Genomic DNA, 19,405 nt, shown 5'->3' on the forward strand with positions numbered 1-19,405 from the left:
AATGAAAAAAGCACTGTTGGTGATCAGTTTTGGCACCAGTTATGAACAAACCCGGCAAAAAAATATTGATACCTGTGAGCAGCAACTCGCTGCCGCCTACAGCGACCGTGATGTATTTCGCGCTTTTACCTCGGAAATGATCATCCGCAAGCTGCGCAACCGCGATGGCTTGTTGATTAATAACCCTCGAGAGGCACTAAAACTCTTGGCTGAGCAGGGTTATCAGGATGTGGCTATTCAATCCCTGCATGTGATTAATGGCGATGAATACGAGAAAGTGGCCAATGAAGTTCGTGCTTTCAGTGACTGTTTCCATCACTTGGTGTTAGGCACTCCGCTGCTGAGCAGTTTTGCCGATTACCAGCAATTGCTGGTGGCGCTGCAAGCACAAATGCCGCCGTTGGCCGTCGATGAGCGTGTGGTATTTATGGGGCACGGTGCCAGTCATTATGCCTTCTCGGCTTATGCCTGCCTTGACCATTTAATGACGTCACTGAACTTCCCGGCGCTAGTCGGGGCGGTTGAAAGCTACCCGGAAATCAGCCATATCATCACTCGGTTACAACAGCAGGGCGTGCGCAAAGTGCATTTAATGCCATTGATGCTGGTAGCGGGTGATCACGCCATCAATGACATGGCTTCTGATGAGCCGGATTCGTGGCGATCACAGCTGGAAGTCGCGGGGATTAGCGCCCAGTCATGGCTGCAAGGATTGGGTGAAAACCCATTGATTCGCCAGATGTTTGTTGAGCATTTAGACCATGCTTTACAACAAAAACAGCAGGAGGCAGCGTAATGAGCGGCAGACTTTATGCATTGGGGGTGGGTCCCGGAGCGAGTGATTTAATTACTGTGCGTGCCGCGCGGCTCGTCGCCCAACTTGATGTGCTGTATGCCCCCGCCGGGCGTAAAGGCGGTGACAGCCTGGCCTTGTCTATTGTGCGCGAGTATTTATCGCCCAACACCGAAATACGCACCTGCCATTTCCCGATGAGTGCTGATGATAGTGAAAAACAAGCGGTTTGGGATGAGGTGGCGCAGCAGTTACAGGCGGAAGTCGCTAAAGGCCGTCAGGTCGGATTTATCACCCTCGGCGATGCCATGTTATTTAGCACTTGGGTATTTTTACTGGAACGCATTGGTCGGCCCGATTGGTTGGAAATTGTACCGGGCGTGACCTCCTTTGCGGCAATAGCCTCGCGTGCAGCTTTACCGCTGGCAATGGAACAGCAATCACTGGCCATTATGTCTTGCACGGCTCCGGAAGCGGAGCTAGAGCGGGCATTGCGTGACCACGACTGCGTGGTATTGATGAAGGTTTATGGCCGCTTTGCCCAAATACAAGCGCTGTTGGCGCGGTTGAATCTGTTCCCGCATGCATTGTTGATGTCGGAAGCCTCATTACCGGGGGAAGTGTGCTGGCGACAATTAGATACCGTTGCTCCTGACCAGTCACTGCCCTATTTCTCGACTATTTTAGTGAATAAACAACAGGTTATTAGTTAAAGGCTGGGTTAATTAACTTAACAATACATTCCCAGATTAATTGGCATTGTCAACCACGAGTATATCTCGTCACGACATCAAGTAAGAAGGGGATAAGGGGTTACCGATGGAAATGGAAAAGCAGCTAAAGAAACTCTCGTTAACTGGGGTTGCCATGGCAATCTTGCTAACGCTGGCACCGAATGATGTTTTTGCTATGCATATTATGGAAGGCTTTTTACCACCGATGTGGGCACTGGCCTGGTGGATACTGTTCTTACCCTGCCTGTTTATGGGGCTGGTTCGTTTGAAACAGATTGTCGCTGAAGACAGCAATCAAAAAGTCCTGCTGGCATTGTGTGGTGCCTTTATTTTCGTGCTGTCCGCGCTAAAAATTCCTTCAGTTACCGGCAGTTGCTCTCATCCGACCGGTGTTGGGTTGGCGGTTATCCTATTTGGGCCGGTAGTAGTGGCCGTCTTGGGGGCCATTGTGCTGTTGTTCCAGGCTCTGTTACTGGCACACGGCGGGTTGACGACTCTGGGGGCGAATGGCATGTCGATGGCGGTCATTGGGCCGGTAGTCGGTTATCTGGTATGGAAAATGGCCTGCAAAGCAGGATTACGCCGTGATGTCGGGGTATTTCTGTGTGCCATGTTAGCGGATTTAACCACTTACTTTGTCACCTCGGTACAGCTAGGTTTAGCTTTCCCCGACCCGCAATTTGGTGCCAGCGGCTCAATTATTAAATTTATGGGGGTGTTCTGCATTACCCAGATCCCGATTGCCATTGCCGAAGGTTTGCTGACGGTGATGATTTACGACCAGTTAACCAAACGCAAACTTATCACCGCGGAGACTCACTAACATGAAAAAGACGCTTATTCTGCTGGCGATGGTTATCGCCCTGGTTATATTGCCATTCTTTATCAATCATGGTGGTGAATACGGCGGCTCGGACGGTGAAGCTGAAACCTTGATTCAAGTGACAGCGCCACATTATAAACCTTGGTTCCAACCCTTGTATGAACCGGCCAGTGGCGAGATTGAAAGTCTATTGTTCACCTTGCAAGGCAGTATTGGTGCGGCGGTGATCTTCTATATCTTGGGCTATTACCGGGGGAAACGCGGTGAGCATGCTGGGGATTGATAAACTAAGTTATCAAAGCCGCTGGCGGCAGGCCGACCCGATGGGAAAACTGGTGCTATATGGGGTTTTCCTACTGTTAGCCATGCTCAGCCCACCGATGTATCAGGCGCTGTTGCTGGTATTTATCGCCGGGTTGACATGCTATCTGCTGCGGGTTGGTCCACGCCGTTATCTGCGCTGGCTGGCGATACCGCTCTCTTTTCTGTTGGTAGGCTTGGTCACCATTGTGTTATCCCTCTCCCGTCAGCCGGAGAGTCTGTGGTGGGGAGTACAGATTGGTCATTGGTGGCTGGGGATTGATAGGGTTGGGTTGGAGACCGCCAACCAAACACTGTGGCGCAGCCTGGCGGCATTGGCGGCAACTTTCTGGTTTGTACTAAATACGCCATTTCCACAACTCATTCAGATACTGAAACGTTGCCATGCTCCGCGTTTGCTGACCGAGCAAATCCTACTGACCTGGCGTTTTATCTTTATCTTGCTTGAAGAGGCGGCAGCTATTCACCATGCGCAGTCTCTGCGATTTGGTTATATCTCACTGCGAACTGGCTACCACTCGCTGGCAATGCTGGTCAGCATGCTATTTACCCGGGTGATGATTCGCTATCAACAGATGGTTATCTCACTGGATATGAAACTTTATCAGGGTGATTTCCACCTGTAAGGCAGGATTTGATGTTAGCCACCCAACAGTTAGGTTTCAGCTATCAGGATGAACAGGTATTGCATGATTTGACACTGGATTTCAGTCAGCATGCAGTCACCGGCGTCTTAGGCGCTAATGGCTGTGGTAAATCGACGCTGTTTATGAACCTGACCGGCATCCTGCAACCCCAACAGGGGGCCGTGTTGTGGCAAGGTGAACCGCTCAGTTACAAAAAGCCCCATCTTCGTGAGCTACGCCAGCGGGTGACCACGGTTTTTCAGGACCCAGAACAGCAAATTTTTTATACCGATATCGACAGTGATATTGCTTTTAGCTTACGCAATCTTGGTATGCCGGAAGCCATCATCGCCGAGCGAGTTGACCGGGCGCTGACCTTGGTCGATGCGCAAAGCTTTCGCCACAAATCTATTCAACATCTGAGTCACGGGCAGAAAAAACGTGTGGCGATCGCCGGTGCGTTGGTGATGGAAGCGGAGTACCTGCTGTTGGACGAACCCACCGCCGGACTAGACCCTGCGGGGCGGCAGCACATGATTACTATTATTGAACGCATTGTCGCGGAGGGAAAACGAGTTATTCTCTCCAGCCATGATATCGATTTGATTTATAAGGTTTGTGATTATCTTTATGTCTTATCACATGGTCGTCTGATGATTGCGGGTGAAACAACCGAGGTGTTTCTGCAACAGGATAAACTGCAAGCCGCCGGGCTGGTTCAGCCGTGGTTGGTGAAAATGCACAGTGAGCTGGGTTTGCCTCTGTGCAAAACCGAAGAACAATTATTTGCGCTGATGCGTCAGCGCGAAGCGGAGGAAGTGCAATGAGTCAGTCTGCGATGAAGTTATCGATAATGGTGCAAGGCACGGCATCGGATGTCGGTAAAAGTGTGTTAGTGGCAGGGCTATGCCGCATTTTTATGCAAGATGGTTATCGCAGCGCACCCTTTAAATCGCAGAATATGGCACTCAATTCGGGTATTACGCCGCAAGGTGAAGAGATGGGGCGCGCGCAGATTTTTCAAGCGGAAGCGGCCGGAATTGTACCGGATGTCCGTATGAATCCGGTTCTTCTCAAGCCTACCAGTGACCGCAAGGCGCAAGTGGTATTGATGGGCAAAGTCGCCTGCAATATGGATGCAGTGGAATACCATCAGTATAAACCACAGTTGCAACAGCAAATCAGCGAGGTTTACCACAGCCTGGCCCGCGAGTATGACATCATGGTGCTGGAAGGGGCGGGAAGCCCGGCAGAAATTAACCTGCGCGACCGTGATATCGTCAATATGGGTATGGCTGCGCTAGCCGATGCGCCTGTTTTATTAGTGGCTGATATCGATCGCGGCGGTGTCTTTGCGTCTATCTATGGCACATTGGCACTATTACATCCTCATGAGAAAGCGCGGGTCAAAGGGGTCATCATCAACAAGTTTCGCGGGGATATCGCGCTACTGAAACCCGGTTTAGAGCAGATTGAAGCTCTGACCGATGTACCTGTTTTAGGTGTGATGCCGTGGCTGGATATTGATTTGGAAGATGAAGATGGCGTAGCGCTGCAAAATGGGAAATATCAAGGGGCGGCGGAAAAGGCACTGGATATTGCGGTGATCCGCCTGCCACATATTGCCAACTTTACCGATTTTAATGCACTGGCCGCCCAGCCAGATGTGCGCCTGCGTTATGTTTCTCACCCCTCGGCTTTGGGCCAGCCGGATCTGATTATCTTGCCGGGCAGCAAAAACACGCTGGGTGATTTGCAATGGCTGCACCATTGCGGGCTGGCGGCTGCATTGCTGGCGCAACATCAAGAAAATGTGCCAGTTATTGGTATTTGTGGCGGCTATCAAATGTTGGGTAAACGGATTATTGATGGCGTGGAGTCAGGTCTGGATCAAATGGATGGCTTGGGGTTATTGGATGTCGAAACCCAGTTTGCACAAGAGAAAGTCACCACTCGGGTGAGTGGTTATTGTCAGGCTGACTTGCCGGGAATGCTAAAGAGTTGTAATGAGCAACAACTGGAAGGTTATGAAATCCACATGGGAGTATCCCATCTGGGGGCCGGTGCCACGCCCTTTGCGCGTTTGACATTACGTAACGGGCAGGCGGAGCAGTGGGTGGATGGCGCGGTGAATACCGAGGGCTCGGTATTGGGTAGCTATATTCATGGTTTGTTCGACCGCCACCAATTTACTCGGGCACTGCTGGATAATTTGCGGCAACGTAAAGGGCTCCCTGCCTTTGACGGTGAGACGGTAGATTATGCTGAGCACAAGCAACAACAGTTTGATATTCTGGCCGAACAGATGCGGCAGCATATTGATATTGATAAGATTTTAACCTTAATGAAAACACATCAACAGGAGCGCGCACAGTGATTCTGATTACCGGAGGGGCGCGCAGTGGCAAGAGTTCTCTGGCGGAACGCCTGGCAGCGCAAGCGGGTGAACGGGTATTTTATATCGCCACTTCGGTGGTCACTGATGCTGAAATGGCTGAACGAGTGGCACTACATCGCGCTAGTCGCCCGGCACACTGGCGCACTTGGGAAGGGTATCGCCACCTCGGCGCAGTGCTAGATAAGCAAGTCGAACCCGGTGAGGTGGTCATGCTGGAGTGTATTACCACTCTTATCACCAATCTGCTGTTTGAGTTGGCGGGTGATACTCCGCCGGAGCAGATGGATTTTGCCTCGCTCGAAGTGGAGATTGGGCAACAAATTACCGATCTGCTGGCAGCTTGTGCGCGTAGCCGTGCGCCTGTTTATCTCGTCACCAATGAATTGGGGATGGGGATTGTGCCGGAGAACCGTTTGGCGCGGCACTTTCGTGATATTGCGGGCCGGGTAAATCAGCGTTTGGCGGCGGCGGCCAATGAAGTGTTTTTAGTGGTTTCTGGCATTGAGGTAAAGATTAAATGAGTCTGCGACTATTTCTCGCAACATTGCAGTTTATGACCCGCATTCCGGTGCCTGAGCGCTGGACACAAGGGCTGGCGATGGATAATTACGAGCGCGGTATTGTGGGTTTCCCCTTCATCGGCCTGATTGTCGGCGTAATCGGTGGGGGCGTATTTACCTTATTGGCACCTTGGTGTGGAGTGCCGCTGGCAGCGCTGGGTTATGTCTTGGCACTGGCTCTGATTACTGGCGCTTTTCACCTCGATGGGTTGGCAGATACCTGCGATGGAGTATTTTCGGCGCGTAAGCGTGAGCAGATGCTGGAGATCATGCGCGACAGCCGGCTCGGTACTAACGGCGGTTTAGCACTGATTTTTATCGTAGTAGCAAAAGTTTTAGTGGTCAGTGAGCTAGCGCTGCGTGATGTGTCGATGTTTGCCATGTTGACGGTGGCCTCGGTGGTCGGGCGCACGGTGATTGTCCTGCTGATGTACCGCCAGCGCTATGCCCGTGAAGGTAATGGGTTGGGCAATATTTATATCGGCAAAGTCACCGGCCGACAAACGGCAGTGACCTTGGCTGGTGGCGCGCTATTAACTCTGTTAATTGGTCACAGTGCGGCGGTATGGGCGCTGGTGATAACCATGGTGGTCGTGCTGCTATTGGCAACCTATCTGCGCCGTCGTTTAGGTGGGCAAACCGGTGACACACTGGGTGCAGCGGCTGAAATGGGTGAATTAGTGTTCTTGCTGGCGCTGTTGTAATCACTATTTATGGAGTGTGTATGCGACTTTTTTTGGTGCGCCATGGGCAAACTGAAGCCAATCTGCGCGGTGTTTTTTGCGGTCTGACTGATTTGGCTCTCACCCCACAGGGGGTGGAACAGGCCGCAGAGGTTGCGGGCAGACTAGCCAATGTGGATTTCGCACAAGGTGTCAGCAGCCAACTCTTGCGCGCCCGCCATACCGCCGATATCGTGCTGGCTGGCCATCAATTAAATGCCAGCATTGATAACCAATTGAATGAAATGCATTTTGGTGAGTGGGAGATGCGCCATCACCATGATTTACAACGTGAAGACCCTGATGCGTGGGCGGCATGGGTGGCAGACTGGCAGCAAGCCAGCCCCACCGGCGGGGAGTCTTTTTCACAATTTTCAGCCCGGGTGGAAGAGGTGGTTCAGTCTCTGCTATCCACATCGAGCAACTCACCACAACATTCAGATAATAATCAGTTACTGGTAGCCCATCAGGGAGTTTTAAGTCTGATGTTAGCGCGCTTGTTGGCTATGCCAGCGGCAGCTATGTGGCATTTCCATTTTGAACAGGGGGCATACAGCGTGTTGGATATCCATGATGGATTTGTCACGCTGCGTGCGTTTAACAGCCGGGCTGTTTGGCAGCCCGCAACCAGAGATTAAACCCATGCAAACACTTTCATCAGTCCTACGTACCATTGCACCGCTCGATAATCGAGCCATGACCCGCGCTCAACAGCGGCTCGACGGCCTGCTTAAACCCCCTGGTAGCTTAGGCCGTCTGGAGCAGCTAGCTGTCCAATTGGCGGGGATGCGTGGCCTGTACGGTCATCAAGTTGATCGTAAACAAGTCATTGTTATGGCAGCGGATCATGGCGTTTATCATGAAGGTGTAGCGGTCTCGCCACAGGTAGTGACGATGGTCCAGGCACTGAATATGGTGAAAGGCATTACCGGGGTTTGTGTGCTAGCGGCCAATGCCGGTGCCGAAGTGAAAATTGTTGATGTCGGGATCGATTGCGACGAGTTACCCGGCGTACTGAATATGAAAGTGGCGCGCGGCAGCGGCAATATTGCCCGTGAAGCGGCAATGACCCGCCAACAGGCCGAAGATTTGCTGCTAGCCAGTGCCATGCTCACATTGCGACAGGCTGCAGATGGAGTGAAAGTCTTTGCTGTGGGGGAACTGGGAATGGCAAACACCACACCTGCAGCGGCGATGGTCAGTGTGTTTACCGACAGTGACCCACAACGGGTAGTCGGTATTGGGGCTAATTTCCCTACAGATCAGCTGCATCACAAGGTGGCGGTCGTACGACGTGCCATTGAGACCAACCAGCCGGATGCGAGTGATGGCATTGACGTGTTGGCTAAAGTGGGGGGCTTTGACCTGGTGGGTATGACTGGAGTGATGCTGGGGGCTGCGGCTGCCGGGTTACCAGTTATTTTGGATGGTTTTCTCTCTTATGCATCGGCGCTGGCTGCTTGTCGCATTGCGCCGGGTGTCCGTGATTATCTGATTCCTTCGCATTTGTCGGCAGAAAAGGGCGCGGTGATTGCATTGAACCACTTACAACTTGAGCCTTACTTGCAAATGGGCATGAGATTAGGCGAGGGCAGCGGCGCGGCACTTGCCATGCATTTAGTGGATGCGGCCTGCGCGATGTACAACAATATGGGGTCGTTGGCGGAGAGTAATATTGAGTTGCCAGTATCAGGATCATAGCCCTCTTTATCCTTAAAGTTGCAGGGGTGCATTAGCTGCTCAAACCTGCAACTTTGACATATATATATTGGTTTTTACTTATTGAATTATCAGATGATGTTACTATTAAAATAATAACTCAGATTAAGTAATAAAATAATTGGATATTGGGTATGCAAAAGCTTCTTTTCTCCGGGCGCATCAATTTAAAGATGATTCGCTATTTTCTCGTTGTTTCGGAAGAACTGCACTTCGGAAAAGCCGCTGAACGTCTTCATATCTCCCAACCCCCGCTAAGCTTGCAAATTAAAGAGTTAGAAGATGCCTTAGGATTCCCTTTATTTATACGGGATAGCCGTAACGTGGTGCTAACCTTGGCTGGTGAAATGATGCAGGCAGAAATGAAAGAGGTTTTCGAGAATATAGAAAACTCATTAAGCCGTGTCTCCTATATTGCTCGTCATGAACAAAGCCACCTGAATATAGGCATCATTGGCTCAGCCCTGTGGCATCAGCTATTAGAGAAGTTCAAGAATTTTAAGCAGCTTAATCCTAATACCACCTGGTCGCTACATGAGTTTCCACCCAGTAAGCAATATGACGCATTATTAAATAAGAAGCTTGATATTGGTTTTTGGCGCTGTGCTTCTTTGGAGCAAAATTCAGCGTTGGTGTATAAACGAGTGGAAAAACAACGCGTAGCCGTCGCGGTATCTCATGAAAGTGTGTTGGCTGACCGTGCGATACTTTCTCTGAAAGAGTTATCTGGACAAAACCTGATATTCCTCACTTTCACTAACTCCGGCTACTCTAAAAGTTTATATAATAGCTGCCTGGGTGCGGGTTGTAAGCCGCAGACTATTTATCAATTTGATGAGCCTCAAACCCAGCTGGCATTTGTAAACAGTAATCTTGGTATCGCCTTGGTTCCTGAAAGTATGCAGGAAATCCCTTGGCCAAATATCAAATTTATCCCGCTGAAAGAAGAGCTCTCTGCCGATTTATTCGCTGTTTATCATCCCAGTAGCATGACTCAGGCATTAGAGCGCCTGCTCGATTTATTTTAAATGTGCGGTACTAACTAATATCACTTAGCTTTAACCAAAATAGCCATTGCGATAATCACTAACGCCGCGCCACTGGCTATTTCTTGCCAATTTATTGTCTGTCCTAACATCGCATTAGTCACAATAACTGATAATGGAATAAGATACACATAGCCTGATACTTTGGCTGGGGATAGCACAATGCAGGCTTTTTGGAACAAGAAGAAACTCAATGCAGTGGCAAAGGTGGCAAGATAGAAAATACCGCTCCATGTGATTAGACTGATATTATGCCATTTAATTTCTGGTAGTTGATAGGCGACCACACAGGTCAGTAATAACGTGGCACAAATTAAACTCCAGCCAGTCAACACCAGCGCTTGTTCACCGCGATGCAATTTTTTCACCAGGATGGGATTCAGCGCCATACCTAAGCAACCAAACAGAAAGAGATAATCAGAGGGAATTAGCGATAATTGCAATAGCTGGGATAAGTCACCTTTAAAAATGATCAATAATGCACCAAAAATACCTATTAATAGTGCAGCGAGCACGGACCATGTGGATTTTGAGTTCAATAACACCATGCTCATGATCATGCTCATTAACGGCACGGTGGTGTATAACGCGCTCGAATTTAATGCACTGGTGGTTTGAAGTGAGAATATCATACAGGCGAAATAGAGCAGAGGCGGCAGGCTAATCAGAGTATAACGGACTAAGTCGCGATAGTGGGGGAATTTCAGTAACCCCTGACTGACCAGCAATACTATAAAAAATAGGCTGGCAATCGTATATCTCAACCAGGTGATCACCATTGGCGGTAAGGTATTGCTGATGGTTTCACTGGCAATAAAAGAACCGCCAAGTAGTGCAGTAAATCCCAGCATCTGCAAATGTGCTTTAAGTATTCTAGTTGTCATGTGCATACCTATTACCATCTTGTGATCGACGATAATTACGTAGAAATACACTCTCAACCATTACATTTTAAGTATGGATAAGCGGTATTTTAGTATTGGTTGTGTAATTACCCACTACATATGATGAGTTATCCCCTTCGTACCCGAAGTCGCGGAGTACCTAGCTATGGCTTCAATAACTTTGGGTATAGATTACCGACAACTCTACTGTATTTATTATTTAACAGGTTTATTTAATCGATACTAAATTAAAATAATTAAGGGCTTTATTATGACAATCGTAAATTCAAATGTTGATACTGATTTTAGTGAATTACCCTTTCAAGCTGTCGAGTATATTCAGAAAATAAAGCCCGGATTTAAGCCTCAGGTTGCATTCATTTTAGGTTCAGGACTAGGCGACTTAGTCGCGCAAATTAGCAATGAAACCACTATTAGTTATGCAGATATTCCTGGCTTCCCGGTAAGTTCCGTCCATGGACATGCCGGTGAATTGGTATTAGGCACCTTGTTTGGTGTTCCAGTGATGTGCATGAAAGGCCGCGGCCACTTCTACGAAGGCAAAGGCATGAGTATCATGACCAATCCGGTGCGCACATTTAAGCTGATGGGCTGCGAATTTCTTTTTTGTACCAATGCCGCCGGCTCATTACGCCCAGAGGTTTTACCGGGCTCAGTGGTTATGCTGAAAGATCACATTAACACCATGCCCGGGACGCCACTGGTTGGGCCTAATGATGATCGTTTTGGTCCGCGTTTCTTTAGTTTGGCGAATGCCTATGATAAAGGTCTGCGTGCTGATATGGCCAAGATTGCCCAACAGCTTGATATTCCGCTGACCGAAGGTGTGTTTGTCTCTTATCCTGGTCCTTGTTTTGAAACCCCAGCCGAAATTCGCATGATGCAGATTATTGGCGGTGATGTGGTGGGAATGTCGGTGGTGCCAGAGGTGCTCTCTGCGGCTCATTGTGGTTTAAAAGTGATTGCACTGACTGCAATTACTAACTTGGCTGAAGGCCTTTCTGATGTAGTTCTGTCTCATGAGCAAACCTTAAAATGCGCAAAATTGGCTTCAGTGAATTTCACCAAGTTGATTGAAGCTTTTTTGAAAAGCAAAGCAGCGCATTAATCAATAGAGAATTATAAAAGTTCTTGTCAGTCCCCTATTTGCTAACGTGCGAATACTCAGCAACTAGGGGCTACCTCAGAAGAGGGAAGTACCCTACAAACTCCATAAGCAAATATATTCCCTCGACGCGTTTAGTATCACGGAGAATAAAAATGATAATAAAAAAACGGCTTAAAGTGATGTTCTTCCTACAGTTCTTTATCTGGGGAGCCTGGCTGGTTACGCTGGGAGCCTATATGATGAATACACTGAACTTCACTGGCGCACAGGTCGGGCTGGTTTATGGAGCCAAGGGTATTGCCTGTATTTTAATGCCAAGTATTGTAGGTATTATTGCTGACCGTTGGGTTAAAGCCAATATTCTCTATGCTTGCTGTCACCTGTTAGGCGCCATCGCATTGTTGATTGCGGCCAATATTACAGACCCTAATATCATGTTCCTTGTCATGCTATTTAATGCGATGGTTTATATGCCGACCATTGCATTAGCCAACACAATTTCTTATATCTGCTTAGAAAAAGCTGGATTGGATACGATTAAAGACTTCCCGGCGGTGCGAGTTTTTGGCACGATTGGTTTTATTTTTGCTATGTGGGCGATCAGTTTATCTGGGTTCGAATTAAGTAATATTCAACTCTATATTGCCTCCGGCGCGGCATTAGTGTTGGCGATGTACGCATTTTCATTACCTAGTTGCCCGACCTCTAATGTTAAAAAAGACCGCACTTGGGTTAATATGTTAGGGCTTGATGCTTTTGTATTATTTAAACAAAAGAAGATGGCTATTTTCTTCCTGTTTGCCATGTTGCTTGGTGCTTCACTACAGATTAGCCATACTTTCAGCAGCCCATTCCTGCATGATTTTGCAAAAAATCCTATCTACCATGACAGTCTGGTGGTGCAATACCCGTCAATTTTATTGTCGATGGCACAAATTGCAGAAGTGTTTTTCATTCTGACCATTCCTTTCTTCTTATCTCGCTTTGGCATTAAGCGCGTCATGATGATCAGCATGATTGCCTGGACGCTGCGCTTCACCTTATTTGCTTATGGTGACCCGTCTGCCACTGGCATTGTTTTATTACTGCTATCAATGGTGGTATATGGTTGTGCCTTTGACTTCTTTAATATTTCTGGCGCAATTTATGTTGAGAAAGAAGTAGACCGTAATATTCGAGGCAGCGCACAAGGCCTGTTTATGACAATGGTAAACGGTGTTGGGGCTTATGTCGGCGCAATAAGTAGCGGGCATGTGGTCGATTTCTTTACTGTTGATGGTGTAAAAGACTGGAACAGTATTTGGTTATCTTTTGCCGCTTATACCGTGGTTCTGGTCATCGTTTTTGTCTTCGTATTTCAATATAAACATGATCCAGCTGAACTGAAAGATCGGCAGTTATCACATTGATCCCTAACTGGCTGAATACTTTTGGTCATTCATCCAAGATACTGATAGTTGAAATAAAAAAACCGCGCTATAGGCGGTTTTTTTATTTTGCGTTGGCGTAAGAGAATAATTACTGACTTTTATCCTGCAACCCACGAGCACTCAGATTGTTATTATCTACTTGCGGCAAACCGGTGGTCGCAGAGGAGGATAACAGCCCGGTCTCAACATAGTTAAGCAGCTTCTCACGGGTATCGGTAATATCCAGATTGCGCATGGTCAACTGACCGATACGGTCATCTGGTGAGAATACGGAATCACCTTTCTCCATGGTCAGACGCTCTGGTTTATAAGTCAGATTGTTAGACACAGTATTCAGGATGGAATAATCATTACCGCGACGCAGTTCCAGTGTTACTTCACCGGTAATCTCGCTGGCAACCCAACGTTGGGCTGAATCACGCAGCATCAGCGCTTGTGGATCAAACCAACGGCCTTGATACAGCAAGCGGCCCAGAACCCGGCCATTAGCATGATATTGCTCAATGGTATCTTCGTTATGAATACCGGTCAGCAGGCGCTCGTAAGCAATGTGCAGTAAGGCCATCCCTGGGGCTTCATAAATACCACGGCTCTTAGCTTCAATAATACGGTTTTCGATTTGGTCGCTCATGCCCAGACCGTGACGGCCACCAATGCGGTTGGCTTCCATCATCAGCTCGACGCTGTCATCAAAAACGACACCATTTAAGGCCACTGGATAGCCGCGCTCAAAACGAACAGAAACTTGTTCCGCTTTCACCACGACATTTTCGTCCCAGAATTTCACGCCCATAATCGGGTTAACGATTTTGACGCTAGAGTTCAGGAATTCCAGATCTTTGGCTTCGTGAGTCGCCCCCAGCATATTGGAGTCAGTGGAATAGGCTTTCTCGGTCGACATTTTGTAATCGAAACCGGATTGAATCATAAATTCAGACATTTCATGACGGCCACCGAGTTCATCGATAAAGTCGGTATCCAGCCAAGGTTTATAAATCTTCAATTCAGCGTTGGTCAGCAGACCGTAACGATAGAAACGCTCGATATCGTTACCTTTATAAGTACTGCCATCACCCCAGATATTCACGCCATCTTCTTTCATGGCGGCAACCAACATAGTACCGGTTACGGCGCGGCCCAGTGGGGTGGTGTTGAAATAGGTGACACCGGCGGTGGTGTTATGGAATGCACCACATTGAATCGCGGCAATCCCTTCAGCAACTAGCTGTTTGCGACAATCAATCAGGCGAGCTTTCTCTGCACCATATTCCATCGCTTTACGCGGGATAGCATCGTAATCTTCTTCGTCAGGCTGACCCAAATTAGCCGTGTAGGCATAAGGAATTGCCCCTTTTTTCTGCATCCACAGCAGTGCTGCGCTGGTGTCTAAACCACCGGAAAAAGCAATACCAACACGCTGATTAATAGGAAGGTGTTTGAGAATAGTTGTCATCAATTAAATCCTGTATGAATTAGATCTGTCTGGCAAAGGTTTCAATGCCTACATTGATATCGCAAAACCCAAGTTTGGTCAAAGAGATTTTGCATATTTATGTGTATTTTATTGCATAACTATTTGATTGCTACTTTGTTGAAATAACGTTCCATTTAAATTAATTTACCGTTCTGTTATGGTGTCTATATCAACTTTTTATCGCGTATAACCCGTTAAAATTTAAAGTGGTAAATCGCCTTTGTAAATCAGCGCATAGGGATATTTCACCATAGTGGTGGAAAGCGCGGATGTATGCAAATAGACATGGTTTCAGGGACTGTTAAGTTGAAAATCTTTCGCGAAAGCGCGTGGTATAAAAAGCGAAAATCCTACCGAGTGTTGTTTTGGCGTGAAATAACACCGCTGGCTATTCCGCTGTTTATTGAAGGGTTGTGTGTGTTACTGATGGGGGTGTTTAGTACCCTGTTGGTGAGTTGGTTGGGTAAAGAAGCGATGGCTGCGGTGGGATTAGCCGACAGCTTCAATATGCTGATTGCTGCCTTTTTTAGCGCGGTTGCACTCGGAACTTCAGTGGTCGTGTCATTCAGTTTGGGGCAACGTAAACGTAAACAGGCACAAACCGCCGCCCGTGAATCCATCTCTCTGCTAGTGTTAATTTCGTTATTATTGGTATTGCTGGTGCATTTTTCCGGTGAGACCATTATCAATCTGATGGCCAGTCAGGCGGACCCCGCGGTTAAGGCGATGGCTCTGACCTACCTACATTTGACGGTCTGGAATTATCCCGCAATGGCGATAGCGCTGGTGGGCTGCGGTGCACTGCGCGGCGCCGGTAATACGCGGTTGCCGATGTTTATCAATATCGGCATGAACATTCTCAATATTGTTATCAGCAGTGTGCTGATCTACGGTCTGTTCAATTGGCAGGGCTTGGGGTTTGTGGGCGCAGGGATTGGAATCACGCTTTCCCGCTATATTGGCGCATTGGTGGTGGTTTTAGTGCTGATTTTTGGCACCAATAATACCCTGCGAATCCCCTTTAAAGCCTATTTTATGCCCTTTACTGCGGCCATCATGTTTGAGGTGTTGAGTATTGGCATTCCTGCCAGTGTTGAGTCGGTGATGTTTAGCGTTGGTAAACTGATTACTCAGCGTTTTGTTGCTGGAATGGGGACGGAAGTGATTGCCGGTAACTTTATCGCTTTCTCAATTGTCGGGCTGATTAACTTACCTGGCAATGCTCTGGGATATACCTCGACCATTATTATCGGCACCCGTTTGGGGAAAGGGCAGATTTTGCAGCCCATTCGCCAAATCAAGCATATTTTTTGGTTATCAACGCTTGGGGTCTGCTTTATTGCTTTATTATCAATTCCTAGCGCTGGTTTTCTGGCGTCGCTGTATACCAATGAGCCGGGTGTTATTGATGTTGTGAAGCATCTGATCTGGATTAATGCGCTGTTTATGCCAATTTGGACCGCAGCTTGGGTATTGCCATCCGGCTTGAAAGGGGCGAAGGATGCCAGTTACACCATGTGGGTGGCGCTGGCCGGAATGTGGGGTTGTCGTATTATCGCCGGTTATATTCTGGGGGTAACCTTGGGATTTGGTGTCACCGGTGTGTGGATGGGCATGTTCCTCGATTGGATCGTGCGCGGTGTGCTGTTTTACCGACGGATGTCCACCGGCCGCTGGTTGTGGCGTTATCGGCCCACGGCGTGATAGCGTAATATTATCCGCGCTTATAAAACGTGCGGGTTTCGTGCTCGGACGGCTGGCGGCTTTCCCTGAATGGAAAGCTGCAGGGCGTGAGATTGAAACCGGCGTACCCAATAAATAATCTGTTGTACTCCACACCCGTAATCCCTATCACTTTCTGATATCCCTTGGCATAGCCTGATGCCAGGGGATTAGATTCGAAGCAAATCACTTTTCCCTTGTTCTCTTTCCTGCCAAAAACGTCATTCCGCAATAGTTTGAACCTTATCACAAAACAACAAAACAAAATAAAACCACAAAATGGCTATTTGTAGTTTTAAATTTCTCACTATATTAATTTTAAAGAGTATTGGTTTAATTTTGTGAATTTAAAGTGTAACAGGTGGAATTAATGGCTGTCATGTTAGCCGGGCTAATCGATGTCATCATGTTGTTTTATGTTGCTTTGAATGGCTATTTCTGTGATGGTGAATTGCAGTTAAAAACATAATAACACTTTCTAACATTTCTTATCTTTTGAGGCCCGACATGAAAAATGTAGCAATTCTCGGAAGCAGCGGGGGAAATCTGTTCAATCTTGGTGGTGCATACCCTGAGAGGCTTTTACAAGAGATTTATACCCAACTTCATTCTGCCGGTTTAGCTGTCAGCGCGGTGCAATTTATTGCCGCTGAAGAGTCAATGGATGTGGCTAAACCCACTACCGCCGCCGCAGTTTATTCCCTCACCGCTGAAGAGGGGGATAAACCTCGCATCAGCTTTCAGGGGAAACTGTCAGAGGTTAATGATGCAGTAAAATCGTCAGATGCAGCCATCGCGGCACAAATTCGTGCTGGTGATATTGATGGCATCATTATCATGAGTGCAGACCCTGACCGCAGTAATAAAGAAGCCATTCTGGCCGCGATAGAAAAGAAAATCCCGATAGTGGGTACCGGCGGCACTTCAATGGCGATTATCACCTCCAAAGGGGCGAATGTGATTGCCACATCGGGCACCACAGGCACCAATAGCCGTACACGAGCTATCTCCTTTACCGCCTCATTATGCAAATACTGGCAGATAAAATATACCCCGGTACTAGGCAGCGGTGATGCCAGCGCGCCGAGTAGCGATAAAAGTCTGCTAAAAAGAATCAATATTCGCAGCATCATGATCCCGGCTTTACCCGGCTTTATTGCCATGGCAATTGTGCTGGCATTAAGCCATATCCCCGGATTGCAGTCACTGAATACTATCTTCGAACTGTTACTGAAAGGGTTACCGGTGATTGTCGCGGTTATTGCGGCAAAACAGGTTTCTGAGCTGGACGAAGTGTCGATTGTGGCCGGGGTTGTGGCTGGTGTGCTGTCGGTCGAAGGGGGATTAATTGGTGGCATATTAGGCGGGATTGGGGCCGGTATTATGGTGCGCTACCTGTTTGGCTTGTGTTTGAGATGGCAATTCCCGATGACCACCATCAACATCGTGGCTGGTGGGTTATCCGGTTTAGCTTCTGGCTTGGTGATGTATTACCTGCTCAGCCCACTGGCATTAGCCGCTGGCGATTATATTAAATTAGCTATCGAAGCGACTCTGGCCTTTAGCCCAATTCTGGCGGGATTATTGGCAGGTTTGGTTATTTGGCCTGCCATTCTGGGCGGCGTGTATCACGCGGTTATATTGCCACTGGTGTTGCTGGAAATGGAAAAATCCGGTGTCAGCTTCCTTGGTGCGGTGGATATGGTCGGCTTGGTCATGGTGGCTGCAGGAATTAACCTGGCTAACGTCATTGCCCCACGAGAAAAAAGTGAGGCGGCAGTCGCGGCTCCGGGGTTGTTAATAAACCTTGGCTTTGGGACCTTTGTCGAATCAGCTTATCCCTTCATGTTCTCCAATAAAGTGGTCTTCGCCGGCGCCATATTCTCAGCCGGTATCGGTGGCATGTTGTTGGGATGGTTAAATATTAAAGGTGTGGCTTATGTGCCTGCGTTCGCCTCACCATTCTTGTCAAATAACGCGTTTTATATGGCGGTGGTGATGGCGGTAACTTTAGTACTGACCTGCATTATCACGCTGTTAGCCAATAAGTTTGTTGCAATTAAAAAAGCAGTACCCGAATCCACAACACCAGGGATCTCGGCTAAAAGTTAACAATTAAAAAAGCAGTTTTATATAAATCAAGTAGAGGTAAATATGTTCCACGCTGATATGAGTAAGAAACGTTCCGTCGCCATGGATAAAGTACGCAATGCAATTGAGTTACATGGCGGTCAAACTATTCTCAGTACCGGAATAACTGGAGATGATGCTCGCTTAGCGAAGGCTGTATGCGATTCAGGGGTTAAATTATTGGAACCTAACCACCCGGCGTTGGCATTAGCACGTGGCCATAACGGTGTGACTAATATGCATGCCGCAGAGCGTATTCGTCATGAGATAACCATTGGTCAAATGGCTGAAGCGGTGCAGGGCGTGCGTAATGTTGTTGCCGACGATATTTTTATTACTGTCGGAATTGCTGGCGGTTTTACTGAAACTGTCCCGACGCCGGTCACTGAACAGGATATTTTACTGATAGCTCAATCAGGTGCTGATGGCTTGCATACTCATAAATCCAGCTTTGAGGATTTAAAGGAATTAGTCGATTTGGCCCATAAATATGGCCTGACAGTAGATGCTTATATTGGTCATCCCAGTGATTTACACACCTTCGGTATTGCGGCTGAAACACCGGCAGATGTTGCCGCAGTGGCAAAAAAGATGGAAGCACTGGGTGTCGATATGATTGGTTTAATGACGGGCATGAGCTATGAAGGGGTTACCGCTGGTGATATTCCAGAAGCGATTAAGCAGCGGCTTCTGGCTTTGGTGGGGGCGGTTTCAGTACCAACATTAGCTGAGGGTGGCATCAATTTGGAAAATGCGAAGGCATTTAAAGATACTGGAGTGAATATTCTGGTGGTGGGCACCGCCATTGATAATGTGGTTTGCAATGCAGCCAAGGATGTTGTCGCGCAGTTTATTACTCACTAATGGACGTCAGTAAGCAGGGAGGGAGAATAC

The 19,405-nt window shown here is 48.0% G+C and carries 19 protein-coding genes; 17 read left to right on the forward strand and 2 right to left on the reverse strand.

Going from position 1 to position 19,405, the window contains the following annotated elements:
* Position 1 precedes the first annotated feature (1 nt).
* The 12 genes from cbiK to DJ58_RS01430 all read left to right on the forward strand — a co-directional run bounded on the left by cbiK (position 2) and on the right by DJ58_RS01430 (position 9,724).
* Positions 2–796, forward strand: coding sequence for a sirohydrochlorin cobaltochelatase (gene cbiK / locus DJ58_RS01485; protein WP_004710269.1), 795 nt, complete (start codon positions 2–4; stop codon positions 794–796).
* Positions 796–1,506, forward strand: a complete 711-nt coding sequence (locus tag DJ58_RS01480) for a cobalt-factor II C(20)-methyltransferase (RefSeq protein ID WP_032911415.1) — start codon at positions 796–798, stop codon at positions 1,504–1,506. The genes cbiK and DJ58_RS01480 overlap by 1 nt, the downstream gene beginning before the upstream one ends.
* Positions 1,507–1,612: 106 nt before the next feature.
* Entirely contained in the window at positions 1,613–2,350 is a 738-nt protein-coding gene (gene cbiM, locus DJ58_RS01475) for a cobalt ECF transporter S component CbiM (protein WP_004710270.1), read from the forward strand.
* Position 2,351: 1 nt separating this feature from the next.
* Complete coding sequence (locus DJ58_RS01470; protein ID WP_004710272.1) at positions 2,352–2,633, forward strand: energy-coupling factor ABC transporter substrate-binding protein; 282 nt, start codon at positions 2,352–2,354, stop codon at positions 2,631–2,633.
* Positions 2,620–3,297 (forward strand): energy-coupling factor ABC transporter transmembrane protein, encoded by a 678-nt coding sequence (locus DJ58_RS01465; RefSeq protein WP_032911416.1) that lies wholly within the window; start codon positions 2,620–2,622, stop codon positions 3,295–3,297. Before DJ58_RS01470 ends, DJ58_RS01465 begins: the two co-directional genes overlap by 14 nt.
* 11 nt (positions 3,298–3,308) lie before the next feature.
* Positions 3,309–4,124, forward strand: a complete 816-nt coding sequence (locus tag DJ58_RS01460; RefSeq protein ID WP_004710276.1) for an ATP-binding cassette domain-containing protein — start codon at positions 3,309–3,311, stop codon at positions 4,122–4,124.
* 11 nt (positions 4,125–4,135) lie between these two features.
* Complete coding sequence (locus DJ58_RS01455; RefSeq protein ID WP_032911450.1) at positions 4,136–5,674, forward strand: cobyric acid synthase; 1,539 nt, start codon at positions 4,136–4,138, stop codon at positions 5,672–5,674.
* Positions 5,671–6,216 (forward strand): bifunctional adenosylcobinamide kinase/adenosylcobinamide-phosphate guanylyltransferase, encoded by a 546-nt coding sequence (gene cobU, locus DJ58_RS01450; RefSeq protein ID WP_032911417.1) that lies wholly within the window; start codon positions 5,671–5,673, stop codon positions 6,214–6,216. The genes DJ58_RS01455 and cobU overlap by 4 nt, the downstream gene beginning before the upstream one ends.
* Positions 6,213–6,959, forward strand: a complete 747-nt coding sequence (gene cobS, locus DJ58_RS01445) for an adenosylcobinamide-GDP ribazoletransferase (protein WP_032911418.1) — start codon at positions 6,213–6,215, stop codon at positions 6,957–6,959. Before cobU ends, cobS begins: the two co-directional genes overlap by 4 nt.
* 20 nt (positions 6,960–6,979) lie before the next feature.
* A complete protein-coding gene (locus DJ58_RS01440) occupies positions 6,980–7,615 on the forward strand; it encodes an adenosylcobalamin/alpha-ribazole phosphatase (protein WP_004710283.1) in 636 nt (211 codons plus the stop codon).
* A 4-nt stretch (positions 7,616–7,619) separates the two neighbouring features.
* On the forward strand, positions 7,620–8,678 hold the full coding sequence (cobT, locus tag DJ58_RS01435) for a nicotinate-nucleotide--dimethylbenzimidazole phosphoribosyltransferase (protein ID WP_032911419.1): 1,059 nt from the start codon (positions 7,620–7,622) through the stop codon (positions 8,676–8,678).
* A 152-nt stretch (positions 8,679–8,830) separates the two neighbouring features.
* Positions 8,831–9,724 carry a LysR family transcriptional regulator gene (locus DJ58_RS01430; RefSeq protein ID WP_032911420.1) on the forward strand — a complete coding sequence of 298 codons (894 nt, stop codon included), beginning with the start codon at positions 8,831–8,833 and terminating at the stop codon, positions 9,722–9,724.
* A gap of 20 nt (positions 9,725–9,744) precedes the next feature.
* On the opposite strand, the gene DJ58_RS01425 is transcribed toward DJ58_RS01430, so the two are convergent.
* Positions 9,745–10,593, reverse strand: coding sequence for a DMT family transporter (locus DJ58_RS01425; protein ID WP_004710287.1), 849 nt, complete (start codon positions 10,591–10,593; stop codon positions 9,745–9,747).
* Positions 10,594–10,897: 304 nt separating this feature from the next.
* Between DJ58_RS01425 and xapA the strand changes: the two genes are divergently transcribed.
* Together xapA and DJ58_RS01415 are read left to right on the forward strand one after the other, a co-directional pair.
* Positions 10,898–11,755, forward strand: a complete 858-nt coding sequence (gene xapA / locus DJ58_RS01420; RefSeq protein WP_004710289.1) for a xanthosine phosphorylase — start codon at positions 10,898–10,900, stop codon at positions 11,753–11,755.
* A gap of 146 nt (positions 11,756–11,901) precedes the next feature.
* Entirely contained in the window at positions 11,902–13,164 is a 1,263-nt protein-coding gene (locus DJ58_RS01415; protein ID WP_331462895.1) for a nucleoside permease, read from the forward strand.
* Between the two features lie 109 nt (positions 13,165–13,273).
* On the opposite strand, the gene argG is transcribed toward DJ58_RS01415, so the two are convergent.
* On the reverse strand, positions 13,274–14,638 hold the full coding sequence (gene argG / locus DJ58_RS01410; protein ID WP_004710293.1) for an argininosuccinate synthase: 1,365 nt from the start codon (positions 14,636–14,638) through the stop codon (positions 13,274–13,276).
* Positions 14,639–14,965: 327 nt separating this feature from the next.
* Between argG and DJ58_RS01405 the strand changes: the two genes are divergently transcribed.
* From DJ58_RS01405 to DJ58_RS01395, 3 genes are all read left to right on the forward strand, one after another.
* A complete protein-coding gene (locus tag DJ58_RS01405; RefSeq protein ID WP_050413903.1) occupies positions 14,966–16,363 on the forward strand; it encodes an EmmdR/YeeO family multidrug/toxin efflux MATE transporter in 1,398 nt (465 codons plus the stop codon).
* 525 nt (positions 16,364–16,888) lie between these two features.
* Positions 16,889–18,493, forward strand: coding sequence for a hypothetical protein (locus DJ58_RS01400; RefSeq protein WP_004710295.1), 1,605 nt, complete (start codon positions 16,889–16,891; stop codon positions 18,491–18,493).
* Positions 18,494–18,535: 42 nt separating this feature from the next.
* Positions 18,536–19,375 (forward strand): hypothetical protein, encoded by an 840-nt coding sequence (locus tag DJ58_RS01395; RefSeq protein WP_004710297.1) that lies wholly within the window; start codon positions 18,536–18,538, stop codon positions 19,373–19,375.
* Positions 19,376–19,405: the final 30 nt, after the last annotated feature.

It is taken from the genome of Yersinia frederiksenii ATCC 33641, from assembly GCF_000754805.1.
GTDB lineage: Bacteria > Pseudomonadota > Gammaproteobacteria > Enterobacterales > Enterobacteriaceae > Yersinia > Yersinia frederiksenii.

Excerpts from the sequence above, each read along its gene's own strand:
- DJ58_RS01425 (WP_004710287.1), bottom strand. The coding sequence starts at position 10,593 with ATGCTGGGATTTACTGCACTACTTGGCGGTTCTTTTATTGCCAGTGAA.
- DJ58_RS01430 (WP_032911420.1), top strand. The coding sequence starts at position 8,831 with ATGCAAAAGCTTCTTTTCTCCGGGCGCATCAATTTAAAGATGATTCGC.
- DJ58_RS01395 (WP_004710297.1), top strand. The coding sequence starts at position 18,536 with ATGTTCCACGCTGATATGAGTAAGAAACGTTCCGTCGCCATGGATAAA.
- DJ58_RS01400 (WP_004710295.1), top strand. The coding sequence starts at position 16,889 with ATGAAAAATGTAGCAATTCTCGGAAGCAGCGGGGGAAATCTGTTCAAT.
- DJ58_RS01455 (WP_032911450.1), top strand. The coding sequence starts at position 4,136 with ATGAAGTTATCGATAATGGTGCAAGGCACGGCATCGGATGTCGGTAAA.
- DJ58_RS01480 (WP_032911415.1), top strand. The coding sequence starts at position 796 with ATGAGCGGCAGACTTTATGCATTGGGGGTGGGTCCCGGAGCGAGTGAT.
- DJ58_RS01440 (WP_004710283.1), top strand. The coding sequence starts at position 6,980 with ATGCGACTTTTTTTGGTGCGCCATGGGCAAACTGAAGCCAATCTGCGC.
- cobT (WP_032911419.1), top strand. The coding sequence starts at position 7,620 with ATGCAAACACTTTCATCAGTCCTACGTACCATTGCACCGCTCGATAAT.
- DJ58_RS01460 (WP_004710276.1), top strand. The coding sequence starts at position 3,309 with ATGTTAGCCACCCAACAGTTAGGTTTCAGCTATCAGGATGAACAGGTA.
- xapA (WP_004710289.1), top strand. The coding sequence starts at position 10,898 with ATGACAATCGTAAATTCAAATGTTGATACTGATTTTAGTGAATTACCC.
- argG (WP_004710293.1), bottom strand. The coding sequence starts at position 14,638 with ATGACAACTATTCTCAAACACCTTCCTATTAATCAGCGTGTTGGTATT.
- DJ58_RS01470 (WP_004710272.1), top strand. The coding sequence starts at position 2,352 with ATGAAAAAGACGCTTATTCTGCTGGCGATGGTTATCGCCCTGGTTATA.
- cbiM (WP_004710270.1), top strand. The coding sequence starts at position 1,613 with ATGGAAATGGAAAAGCAGCTAAAGAAACTCTCGTTAACTGGGGTTGCC.
- cobS (WP_032911418.1), top strand. The coding sequence starts at position 6,213 with ATGAGTCTGCGACTATTTCTCGCAACATTGCAGTTTATGACCCGCATT.
- cbiK (WP_004710269.1), top strand. The coding sequence starts at position 2 with ATGAAAAAAGCACTGTTGGTGATCAGTTTTGGCACCAGTTATGAACAA.
- DJ58_RS01465 (WP_032911416.1), top strand. The coding sequence starts at position 2,620 with ATGCTGGGGATTGATAAACTAAGTTATCAAAGCCGCTGGCGGCAGGCC.